Origin of the sequence: Leucobacter sp. 7(1) (assembly GCF_900163635.1) — a bacterium.
Classification (GTDB): Bacteria; Actinomycetota; Actinomycetes; order Actinomycetales; family Microbacteriaceae; genus Leucobacter.
The window spans coordinates 1-10,705 of sequence record NZ_FUID01000048.1 but is presented as its reverse complement, the minus strand read 5'-3'; the positions used below and the strand labels follow the sequence as shown (position 1 = coordinate 10,705).

Below are 10,705 nucleotides of genomic sequence, written 5' to 3'. Positions count from 1 at the left end.
CGTTCGTGTCTCGGCCCGCGTCCTGCGCACTCCGCCCCGCCCCCCCCCCGCACGCATGATCCCACGATCCATGGGTGAGTTTCCGGGGCTTCACGGCGAGCAAGCCCCAGAAATCCACCCATGGATGTGTACAGCGGGCGATAGGGAAGCGGGGGCGTGTTGGGGGGCGCTCGGGCTGGCTCATCCATCGATGTCTGTGGAGTGCGTGGAGTGCGTGGAGTGCGTGGAGAGCATGGGGCGGGAGGCGGGGCGGAGTGCGCAGGACGCGGGCCGAGACACGAACGCCCGCCGGGCACACGGGGTGACCGGCGGGCGCTTGTCGCAGAGCGCGAAGGGGCTACGCGGTGGCAGCGGCGAAGGCCGCGTCGAGCACGCTCAGCACATCCTCGAGGAGTTCGTCCGTCATCTTCAGCGAGGGCAGGAACCGGATCGCCTGGTTGTGCACGCCCGAGCTGAGCAGCAGCACGCCCTCCTGCGCGGCGAAATCGATCACCTTCGCCACGACCTCAGCGTTCGGGGCCGTGGTGCCGGGCTGCACAACCTCGATCGCGAGCATGGCCCCCTTCCCCCGGACTTCGGCGATGACCGGGTACTTCTCGGCGAGACGCGTGAGGCCCGCGCCGAATACGCGCTCGATACGCTGCGCCTCAGCGAGGAGATCCTGCGCCTCGATCTGCTCGAATACGGCGACGGCCGCCGCGCAGGAGACCGGGTTGCCGCCAAAGGTGCCGCCGAGCCCGCCGGGCTGCGACTGGTCCATGATCTCGGCGCGGCCGGTGATTCCCGCGAGGGGGAGGCCGCCCGCAATGCCCTTCGCGGAGAGCACGATGTCGGGCTGCACGCCGAACTGCTCGATCGAGAACACGGTGCCGGTGCGCGCCATGCCGGCCTGCACCTCGTCCGCAATGAACACGATGCCGTTCTCGCGGCACCATTCGGCGAGCGCCGGGAGGTAGCCCTCGGCGGGGACGATGAAGCCGCCCTCACCCTGGATCGGCTCCACCACCAGGCAGGCAAGGTCCGACGCGCCCGCGCACTTTTCCAGGTAGGCGATTGTCCGGGCCGCAGCCTCGGCACCGCTCAGCCCGTCCTGCAACGGGTATGAGTTCGGAGCCTTGTAGATGTCGCTGGCACGGGGACCATAGCCGAGCGCGTACGGCGCAGCCTTGTGGTTCATGCTCGCGGTAAGCATTGTGCGGCCGTGGTACGCGTGCTCCAGCACTGCGACACCGGGGCGGCCCGTGAACTTGCGTGCGATCTTGACGCCGTTCTCGACGGCCTCGGCCCCCGAGTTCATGAGCAACGTCTTGTACGGCACCTCAGCGGTCGAGCCGGGCACGTGCTTCGCGAGGTGCTCGGCGACCTGCACGTACGGCTCGTACGGGGTCATTGTGAAGAGGGTGTGGGTAACCTTCTGGAGCTGCGCGGTGGCCGCCGCGACAACGGCATCGTCGGTGTGGCCGACGGTCATCACTCCGATTCCGCCGCACATATCGACGATGTGGTTCCCGTCGACATCGACCACGATCGAGTCGTGCGCGCGCTCAATGTAGGCGGGGAGCACGCTGTGTACCCCCGGTGGCACCACGGCCTGGCGTCGGGCGTGGATCGCCTGGGACCGGGGCCCGGGGATGGCGGTCACGACGCGGCGCTGCTGGGGAACGGTGGTCTCCGGCGCGGCCTCGTCTGCACTGACGGGGGACGAAATAGTGCTCACGTTCGATTCGGTCATGAGACCGATCCTAGTCGCGCGCACCGCACCCGGGGGCTGGCCCGGACGGAGCCACCGGGTTTACGCTGGAGCCATGAAGGATCTCCACGAGTACCGCATCGACATCGAGTGGTCGGGCAACCGCGGAACGGGCACGAGCGGCTACCGCGAGTACGGCCGAGAACTCCTGATTCACGCGGACCACAAGTCCCCGCTCGAGGGGTCGGCCGACCCGACATTCCACGGCAACAGGGAGCGCTGGAACCCAGAGGAGCTGCTTGTGGCGGCGCTCGCCCAGTGCCATATGCTCTCCTACCTCCACATGGCCGTGCGCGCGGGGGTCGTGGTGATGGCGTACACGGACGCCGCACGCGGGACGATGCAGCAGCAGGGGGTCGGCGGTGCTTTCACAGAGGTCGTGCTGCGCCCGCGGGTCACGGTCGCTGACGCGAGCATGGTTGACGCGGCACGGCAGGCGCACGTTGCCGCGCGCGAGGCGTGCTTCATCGCGAACTCGGTGAACTTCCCGGTGCACCACGAACCCGAGATCGTCGTTGCGTCCGTGAGTGAGGATGATCCGGCACTGATGTAACACGGACCCGCGGCCCCGCGGGACCGAATAGACTGGAGGGTATGGCCCAGACCTCCTCGTTTTCGCTCTCCACGCCCATCTTCTATGTGAACGACGCCCCGCACATCGGGCACGCGTACACGGAGGTTGCCGCGGATGTGCTCGCCCGGTGGCACCGCCAGGCGGGTGACGAGACATACTTCCTCACGGGGACCGACGAGCACGGGCAGAAAATCCTGCGCACCGCGACAGCGAACGGCGTCGCGCCGAAGGAATGGGCGGATCGCCTCGTCGAGTCGGCGTGGAAGCCGCTGCTCGACACAATCAACATCTCGAACGACGACTTCATCCGCACCACGGATGCGCGCCACGAGGCGGGAGTCGCGACGTTCCTGCAGAAGCTCTACGACGACGGCCACGTGTACGCGGGCGAGTTCGAAGCGCTGTACTGCGTGGGCTGTGAGGAATTCAAGCCGAAGAGCGAGATCGTTGACGGGGTCGGGGCATTCGAGGGTGAAAAGGTCTGCGCGATCCACTCGAAGCCGCTCGAACTGCTGCAGGAGAAGAACTATTTCTTCAAGATGAGCGCGTTCCAGGACCGCCTGCTGGCGCTCTACGAGGAGCGCCCCGACTTTGTGCAGCCTGCGAGCGCGCGCAACGAGGTCATCGCGTTTGTGCAGCAGGGGCTCGAAGACCTCTCGATCTCGCGCACCTCCTTTGACTGGGGGATCCCGATTCCGTGGGACTCCTCCCACGTCACGTACGTGTGGTTTGATGCGCTGCTCAACTACATCACCGCGCGCGGCTACGGTGCGGATGCCGAGAACCCTGCGGCGCAGCTGCAGCACTGGCCGGCCGCGCAGATCGTCGGCAAGGACATTCTGCGCTTCCACGCCGTGATCTGGCCCGCAATGCTGATGGCGGCTGGGCTTGAGGTCCCCACGACCGTGTTTGCGCACGGGTGGCTGCTGGTGGGCGGCGAGAAGATGTCGAAGTCGAAGCTCACGGGCATCGCCCCGAACGAGATCACCGACACATTCGGTGCTGACGCCTTCCGCTACTACTTCATGCGCGCCGTGTCCTTCGGGCACGACGGCTCCTTCAGCTGGGAAGACCTCTCGGCCCGCTACCACGCAGAGCTCGCGAATGGCTTCGGGAACCTCGCCAGCCGAGTACTCGCGATGAACGCAAAGTACTTCGATGCGCGCGTGCCCGAGGCAGGGGAGGAGACTCCCGCCGATGCTGCGATCCGCGAGCTCGCCGCGAGCGTCGCCGCGCGCGCCGACGCCAAGATCGAGGCATACGCCATCCACGAGGCGATCGCCGCCGTGTGGGAGCTTGTTGACGCGCTGAACGGCTACATCACGGAGCAGGAGCCCTGGGCGCTTGCGAAGGATCCGGCGCAGCGTGAGCGCCTCAGCACGGTGCTGTACACAACCTCCGAGGGGCTTCGTGTGCTCGCGGAGCTGCTCGCCCCGGTATTGCCCGAGGCGACCGCGAAGCTGTGGTCGGCGCTGGGTGCCGAAGCGACGCTGGGCGAACTCAGCGCCCGCCCGATCCGCGAGGCTGGCACCTGGGGTGTGCTGCCCGCCGGTGCTGAGCAGCACGCGCTCGCCGTCCTCTTCCCGCGCATCGAGAGCGAACTCCCGACAACCGGTGGTGCAGCACAGTGACAAGTTCTCCCCCCGCACCCGAGCCGGGGTTGCGCAAGCGCATCGGTGCCCCCGGACGGGACATGACCCGGCCAGAGGTGCCTGAGGCGCTTCCGATTCCGCTCTACGACAACCACACGCACCTCGAGTTCGAGGACGGGATCGATCAGCTCGAACCGCTCGAATCGTTGGATCGTGCCGAGGCCGCCGGCGTACGCGGCGTCGTTCAGGTCGGCACAGACTTGGAAACGAGTCGCTGGAGTGCGCAGCTCGCCGCGAGCGACCCGCGCGTGCTTGCCGCCGTCGCGCTGCACCCCAACGAAGCGCCGAAACTGTTCGCGCGCGGGGAACTGAGCGCGCACCTCTCCGAGATTTCGCGCCTCGCGGCCGAACCGCGCGTGCGCGCGGTGGGGGAGACCGGGCTCGACTTCTTCCGCACCGGCGAAGACGGGCGTGAAGCGCAGATCGAGGCGTTCGAGACACACATCGATATCGCGAAGGCCAACGGTATCGCGATGCAGATCCACGACCGCGACGCGCACGACGAGGTCGTGGCAACCCTGCTCCGCGTGGGCGCACCCGAGAAAACCGTGTTCCACTGCTTTTCCGGCGACGCGAAGCTCGCGCGGATCTGCAACGACCGTGGCTGGTTCATGTCCTTCGCCGGCACCATGACGTTCAAGAACGCGCCCGCCCTCCGCGAAGCACTCGCGGTCGCGAAGCCCGAGCTGATCCTCGCGGAAACCGATGCACCCTTCCTCACCCCCGAACCGTTCCGCGGTCGGCCCAACGCACCGTACCTGCTGCCGCACACCGTGCGCCGCATGGCCGAGACGTTGAACATGCCCCTCGACGAGCTGTGCGCGCAGCTCGCCGCCAACACGGAGCGCGTATACGGTTCCTGGGACCCCGAGGAGGCTGCCGCGTGAGCGAAACACCGGTTGCGGATCCCGAATCCGGCAGCGCGGGATCAGGCCCGGCGCTCCTCGGCCCCGCCGAGGTGCGTGAGCTTGCGGACCGCCTCGGCGTCTCGCCGACGAAGAAACTTGGCCAGAACTTCGTGATTGACCCGAACACTGTGCGCAAGATCGTGCGTCTCGCTGGTGTGCAGGAAACGGATCACGTCATTGAGGTCGGGCCTGGGCTCGGCTCGCTGACGCTCGGGATCACGGAGACCGGCGCGGAGGTGACCGCAGTCGAAATCGATCATCGTCTCGCTGCCGAACTTCCCGCCACCATCGCCACAATGCAGCCCGATGCCGCAGAACGGTTCCGTGTGATCCGGAGTGACGCGCTCGAGCTCACCGCGGACATGCTCGCGGAACTCCCGAGCCGACCTCAGCTCCTCGTGGCGAACCTGCCCTACAACGTCTCGGTGCCGATCCTCATGGAGCTGCTCGATCTGATCCCTGAGCTTCGCGGCGGACTCGTGATGGTGCAGGCCGAGGTCGGCTACCGTATCGCAGCACAGCCAGGCAGCAAGGAGTACGGTGCACCGAGCGCGAAGGCGGCCTGGTACGGGCCGTGGCGGATCGCGGGAACCGTGAGCCGTCGCATCTTCTGGCCGGTGCCCGGAGTCGACTCGGTGCTCGTGGGATACGAGCGCCTGGCCGCGCCGCGCGGCACCCTTGAGGAGCGCGATCTCACGTTTGCGCTTGTGAACGCGGCGTTCGCTCAGCGGCGCAAGATGCTGCGGCAGTCACTGCAGCCAGTGCTCGGCCCGCTCGAGGCTGTAGTAACAGTGTTGGCGGCAGCGGGCATCGATCCGACACTGCGTGCTGAACAGCTCAGCATCGAGGACTACCTGGCCATCACGCGCGCCCGGTAATGCGCGAGCGAATGACGCCGTGTGAACGTGCGGGATTTCGGGGCCCTCGGGGACCACTAGTGTGGTACTTATGAGCCCCACTCCGAAGCGCACGGTTACCGTGCGAGCACCGGGGAAGATTAACGTGTTCTTCCGCGTCGGTGCGCTGCAGGACGACGGTTATCACGACGTTGCCTCGCTCTATCAGGCGGTGTCGGTGTTCGAGGAGGTCACAGCGACCCCCGCGGACGGTTTTTCCGTGCAGTTCACCGGCCCGATCGACTGCAGCGGTCTCGCGACCGATGACACGAATCTCGCAATCGCGGCGGCGAAGATGCTTGCCGAGCACACAGGCTACGCGGGCGGCGTCGCGCTCACGATCTTGAAGCGCGTCCCGATTGCGGGCGGCATGGGCGGCGGCTCAGCAGATGCCGCGGCGACCCTCGTTGCCTGTGACGAACTCTGGGGCACGGGCCTCGGCCGCTCCGGCTTGCTCCCGCTCGCAGCAGAACTCGGCGCAGACGTGCCGTTCGCTCTCGAAGGTGGCACCGCCGTCGGCACGGGCCGCGGCGACGAATTGAGCCCCGCCCTCGCGAAGGGTGCGTTCCACTGGGTGCTTGCGCTGTCAGATCTGGGCCTGAGCACACCGCTCGTCTATGGCACCCTCGACACGCACCGCGACGTGTACGCGGGGGACCTGGGGCCCCAGCCCGACCTAGTGAAGGTGGATACCGCGGTACTTCAGGCGGTGCGGATCGGAGACGCCGACTCGCTCGCTGAGGCCATGCACAACGATCTGCAGGTCGCGGCGCTGAAGCTCGCCCCTGAGCTCACGGAACTGCTTGAGCTTGGCGAATCGCGGGGCGCGCTTGCCGGGATCGTGTCCGGATCCGGCCCCACAATCGCCTTCCTCGTTGAGAGCCCGCAGGCTGCCGCCGAGCTGCGCAGTGTGCTGGGGCGACGTGATATTCGCGCGCTGATCGCGACCGGGCCGGTGCCCGGGGCGCGGGTACTCGACGCGCACTGATTCAGCTTTCACTGATCCGGCTTTTACTGATCCAGCTTTCACTGATCTGGCGCCGCGAACGCGCGCAGTTCACTGCGCAAGGTTTCGGGTTTCTCAGGGAATAGGCCACGGGCATGACTGGTTGCACTGTGCGTGAGTGAAACGATCCGCGTAGATATCTGGTCCGACATCGCCTGCCCCTGGTGCTACATCGGCAAGCACCGCTTTGAAGCGGGCATCGCCGCGTTCGCCGCGCAGCACCCGGACGTTACCTTTGAGGTCGAGAGCCACAGCTACGAACTCGCCCCGGATACGCCCTTGGACTTCGCCGGCAGCGAGGTCGACTTCCTCGTGAAGCACAAGGGCATGCCCGCCGCGCAGGTCGAGCAGATGCTGGGCCAGATGACCGAGCTTGCGGCGTCCGAGGGGATCACCTTCGATTTCGCCCGCGTGCGTCACGCGAACACGCAGCGCGCGCACAGGGTGCTGCACCTTGCCAAGGCCGAGGGGGTGCAGCCCGAAGTGCAGGAGCGCCTGTTCCGGGCATACTTCGCTGAGGGCGAGGACATGTCCGACCCGGAGGCGCTTGCGCGGCTCGGGGCTGAGGTTGGGCTTGATCCGGCCGCCGTGCGTGCCGCCCTCGACAGCGAGGAGCTGGGGGAGGCTGTACAGCACGACATCACCCGCGCGAAGATGCTCGGCATCTCCGGAGTGCCGTTCTTCCTGCTCGAGCAGCAGTACGGGGTGTCTGGCGCGCAGACTGCCGAGGCATTCACCGGCGTGTTCGAGCAGGTACTCGAGCTGAAGCAGGCCGCCGCTGCGGCCGAAGCAGCGACGCAGTAGCGTTCCTGTTTCCCTCCCCGTTTTCCCGTCGAAAGGACACCCCATGAGCGAGACCACCAAGACCCCGGCAGCGGCAGACCAGGCCGCACCGCACGCCGAAACTGATCCGGTTGCGGGCCTCGACGGTGCCGCGAGCTTCGCGGACGCGGAGACCCGCGAAATCCTGAACCTTCTGGGCAACACCCCCGCTGGCGGCTCGTGCTGCGGCGGCTCCTGCTGCGCCTAGCCACACCCCAGGCACCCTCACCCCGCAGGCACCTCACCTCGCAGGCACCTCACCTCGCAGGCACCTCACCTCGCAGGCACCTCATCTCGCAGGCACCTCATCCCGCCGAGACCGCAATTACGCACGTCGCGGGCCGGACTCTTGGTGTCAGATTGAGTTCTCGCGAGGGCTCTGTCCGATGAGCGGGCGAGGTGCTGCAAGCAGCCCCTGTCTGTGATCCGGGCAGGTGATCGCGGGTACTTCGCCGAGTGCGCTGAGCACGCAATTGTGTACCTCTGGGCAGGACTCTTGGGGCCAAATTGAGGACTCGCGAGGGGGTGTTCTCTTACGCGAGACCCGGGGCGCCAGTGATCTCCTTGGGGACAGTGCCCCAGGTTCCGCCCGGTGCGCCGAGACCGCAATTGTGCACCTCTCGCCCACAGCCAGGGTGCGAAATTGCGCTCTCGACGGGTGCGGTGCGTGTGTGACCCCTGGTGATGGGAAGGCCGGCTGTATGGTGCCTTCTTGTGAGCGCGGGGGAGATTGCTTCCCCTGGCCCCTGGGCGCCGCGCTAGCCACGCACTCTCAGCCCCGAGGTTCCGCTTGGTCGCCCGGCATTGACCCCGTCGACGCGCACTGAGATCTCACTTGCGTACCTTTCGGCGAGAGAGGTGGTGCCACTTCAGGTTCTCGAGGGAATTGCGTAGGCGCGGGGCGCTGAGCTGGACAGCCCAACACAGCCCGGGCACAGAAGCGAACACTCGTCGCTGCGGGGTCCCGAAACGGGCTGAGCGCGCAAGAATAGTTCCAGTCAACGATGATGGGGGACTCATGGCCGCGAACGCGGATGAATCGGCACGGCAGCACCAGGCAGACAAGGCGTCCGAAAGGTCGGGCCACACCGGTGATTCCAGCAGCGCGGGCAACGCTGCCCCGGGCACACAGTCCACGGGTACCAGCCGCCGCGGGTTCCTCAAGACCGGCGGCCTGATCGCTGCGGGACTCGCCGCCGGCGGGGTGGCGGGGGCCGGTGTCACCGCGGCGCTGCACAGTCCCGATCCGGGCGCTCCGTACCAACCCGAAGCATTCTCCGTGCCGCGCCCCCGGGCAACCCCCGGCTTCGACCACCTTGTCGTCGTGATGGGGGAGAACCGCTCCTTCGACAACCTCCTCGGGCATGTGTACACCCCGGAGGTGCCGCCGAGCGGTGGGCAGAAGTTCGCGGGGCTCGCGTTCGGAGACCACGCGAACACCGCGCTGGACGGCACGCGTGTGCCCGCCCACATCTACACGGGCCCCACCGACACGATCATGGGAAGCCCCGATCCGGATCCCGGTGAGGAATACCCGCACGTCAATACCCAGCTCTTCGGTCGTATTGACGCGCACAACAGGGACAAGGACCTCGCGGATCTCACCGCCCCATTCCACGCACCGCCCGCGGGCACGAAGCCCGACATGTCAGGCTTTGTGCTCGACTACGAGACCGACTTCCGACACCGCACGGGTGAGGTGCCCACCGCTACAGAGCGGGATCAGATCATGGGCGGGTTCTCCCCGGAGATGCTCCCGGTGCTGTCCACCCTGGCGCGTGAGTTCGGCGTCTACGACCACTGGTTTTGTGCGGTGCCGAGTCAGACATTTTGCAATCGGAGCTTCTTTCACGCCTCAACCTCGCACGGCTTCGTCACGAACATGCTCGGTGGCGGCTACGAAAAGTGGTTGCGCGCGGCCCCGACGCCGACTGTGTTCACCCGGCTCGAAGAAGCGGGGCACTCGTGGCGGATCTACTTCGACGAACTTCAGCTCGTGTCGTTCACCGGCGTACTCCACGCCCCCGTGCTCCGGAAATACTGGAAGACGGAGCGCTTCGCCACGATGGCGCAGTTCCATGAAGACGCGGCGAACGGGGACCTCCCCGAGTATGCGTTTATCGAGCCGCGCATGGTGTTCAACCACAACGACTTCCACCCGCCTGTGGGGCGCCCGCGCGGCGGCGAAATCGACGGGCACGAGGTCGTGAACGGCGCGATCTCGGATGTTCGCGCCGGAGACGCGCTCATCCACGAGGTGTATACGGCGATCCGGAACTCGACCTCGGAACGCGGCTCGAACTATCTCAACACCACACTGCTCATCACCTTTGACGAGCACGGCGGCACCTACGACCACGTGCCCCCACCCGCGGCGACCCCGCCGGATGATAGCGGCGCGGGAGAGATGGGTTTCACGTTCGATCGGCTCGGGTGCCGAGTCCCCGCGGTTGTTGTCTCCGCCCATACGGCCCGCGGCAGCGTGTTCTCCGAGCCGATGCACCACGGTGCACTCGCCGCATCACTGAGTGAGCGGTTCGGGATTGAGCCGCTGACTCGGCGCGACGACGGCGCGCGCACGCTGGCGGGAGCGTTCAACCGGCCGGTCCCGCGCCACGCGAGCGACTGGCCGCAGACCTCGCCCGCCTACGTGCCGCCGAATCCCGAGGCGCACCCCGCGGAGCTGGAGGCGGATCGGCCGCTCAGCCCGCCCGCGCGGGGCCTGCTTGGGCTGCTGCTCCAGCAATTTGGGACCGCGGAAGAGCGCGCGCACCCGCCCCGCACATTCAGCGATGCCTACGCAATCCTCACGAAACACGGGAAGGGACTCTTCGGGGTGTAGGCGCGGATTCCCGCACGCGGCCGCGGCCCCACCGCGGCACCGCGAACGCCGTCTACGCGTGCAAATGGCCACGCGCAGGGCAATCTCGGCACACCCCCTCCTCATCGGGTGCCGCACCCCGCGAACCCCGTCGAGACCCCAATTTCGCACCTGATTCTCGCCGCGAAGGTGCGAGAGTGCGTTGTCGGCGGGGTCCGGGGCTGGTGGAAGGGAGCAGGGCAAGGGCAAGGGCAAGGGCAAAGGCAGCGGAGGGGC

9 protein-coding genes are annotated in these 10,705 nt (G+C 67.2%); 8 read left to right on the top strand and 1 reads right to left on the bottom strand.

Annotation, left to right across the window (positions count from 1 at the left end; genetic code table 11):
• Positions 1–337: 337 nt before the first annotated feature.
• Positions 338–1,732, bottom strand: a complete 1,395-nt coding sequence (locus tag FM113_RS08990; RefSeq protein WP_087013799.1) for an aminotransferase class III-fold pyridoxal phosphate-dependent enzyme — start codon at positions 1,730–1,732, stop codon at positions 338–340.
• A gap of 73 nt (positions 1,733–1,805) precedes the next feature.
• Here FM113_RS08990 and FM113_RS08985 point away from each other — a divergent pair, with 73 nt between their 5' ends.
• The 8 genes from FM113_RS08985 (at position 1,806) to FM113_RS08950 (ending at position 10,450) form a co-directional block, all read left to right on the top strand.
• Positions 1,806–2,303, top strand: a complete 498-nt coding sequence (locus FM113_RS08985; RefSeq protein ID WP_087013795.1) for an OsmC family protein — start codon at positions 1,806–1,808, stop codon at positions 2,301–2,303.
• A 41-nt stretch (positions 2,304–2,344) separates the two neighbouring features.
• Positions 2,345–3,955, top strand: a complete 1,611-nt coding sequence (gene metG / locus FM113_RS08980; RefSeq protein ID WP_087013792.1) for a methionine--tRNA ligase — start codon at positions 2,345–2,347, stop codon at positions 3,953–3,955.
• Between the two features lie 62 nt (positions 3,956–4,017).
• Positions 4,018–4,863, top strand: coding sequence for a TatD family hydrolase (locus tag FM113_RS08975; RefSeq protein WP_087013789.1), 846 nt, complete (start codon positions 4,018–4,020; stop codon positions 4,861–4,863).
• On the top strand, positions 4,860–5,762 hold the full coding sequence (gene rsmA, locus FM113_RS08970) for a 16S rRNA (adenine(1518)-N(6)/adenine(1519)-N(6))-dimethyltransferase RsmA (RefSeq protein ID WP_087013786.1): 903 nt from the start codon (positions 4,860–4,862) through the stop codon (positions 5,760–5,762). The genes FM113_RS08975 and rsmA overlap by 4 nt, the downstream gene beginning before the upstream one ends.
• Before the next feature lie 70 nt (positions 5,763–5,832).
• Entirely contained in the window at positions 5,833–6,768 is a 936-nt protein-coding gene (locus FM113_RS08965) for a 4-(cytidine 5'-diphospho)-2-C-methyl-D-erythritol kinase (RefSeq protein WP_087013784.1), read from the top strand.
• 132 nt (positions 6,769–6,900) lie between these two features.
• Positions 6,901–7,590 carry a DsbA family oxidoreductase gene (locus FM113_RS08960; protein WP_087013783.1) on the top strand — a complete coding sequence of 230 codons (690 nt, stop codon included), beginning with the start codon at positions 6,901–6,903 and terminating at the stop codon, positions 7,588–7,590.
• A gap of 43 nt (positions 7,591–7,633) precedes the next feature.
• Entirely contained in the window at positions 7,634–7,816 is a 183-nt protein-coding gene (locus FM113_RS08955) for a hypothetical protein (protein ID WP_087013780.1), read from the top strand.
• Between the two features lie 810 nt (positions 7,817–8,626).
• Positions 8,627–10,450 (top strand): alkaline phosphatase family protein, encoded by a 1,824-nt coding sequence (locus FM113_RS08950; protein ID WP_087013778.1) that lies wholly within the window; start codon positions 8,627–8,629, stop codon positions 10,448–10,450.
• Positions 10,451–10,705: the final 255 nt, after the last annotated feature.

Coding starts and splice junctions, on each gene's coding strand:
- FM113_RS08990 (WP_087013799.1), bottom strand. CDS start 1,732: ATGACCGAATCGAACGTGAGCACTATTTCGTCCCCCGTCAGTGCAGAC.
- FM113_RS08985 (WP_087013795.1), top strand. CDS start 1,806: ATGAAGGATCTCCACGAGTACCGCATCGACATCGAGTGGTCGGGCAAC.
- metG (WP_087013792.1), top strand. CDS start 2,345: ATGGCCCAGACCTCCTCGTTTTCGCTCTCCACGCCCATCTTCTATGTG.
- FM113_RS08975 (WP_087013789.1), top strand. CDS start 4,018: ATGACCCGGCCAGAGGTGCCTGAGGCGCTTCCGATTCCGCTCTACGAC.
- FM113_RS08965 (WP_087013784.1), top strand. CDS start 5,833: ATGAGCCCCACTCCGAAGCGCACGGTTACCGTGCGAGCACCGGGGAAG.
- FM113_RS08955 (WP_087013780.1), top strand. CDS start 7,634: ATGAGCGAGACCACCAAGACCCCGGCAGCGGCAGACCAGGCCGCACCG.
- FM113_RS08950 (WP_087013778.1), top strand. CDS start 8,627: ATGGCCGCGAACGCGGATGAATCGGCACGGCAGCACCAGGCAGACAAG.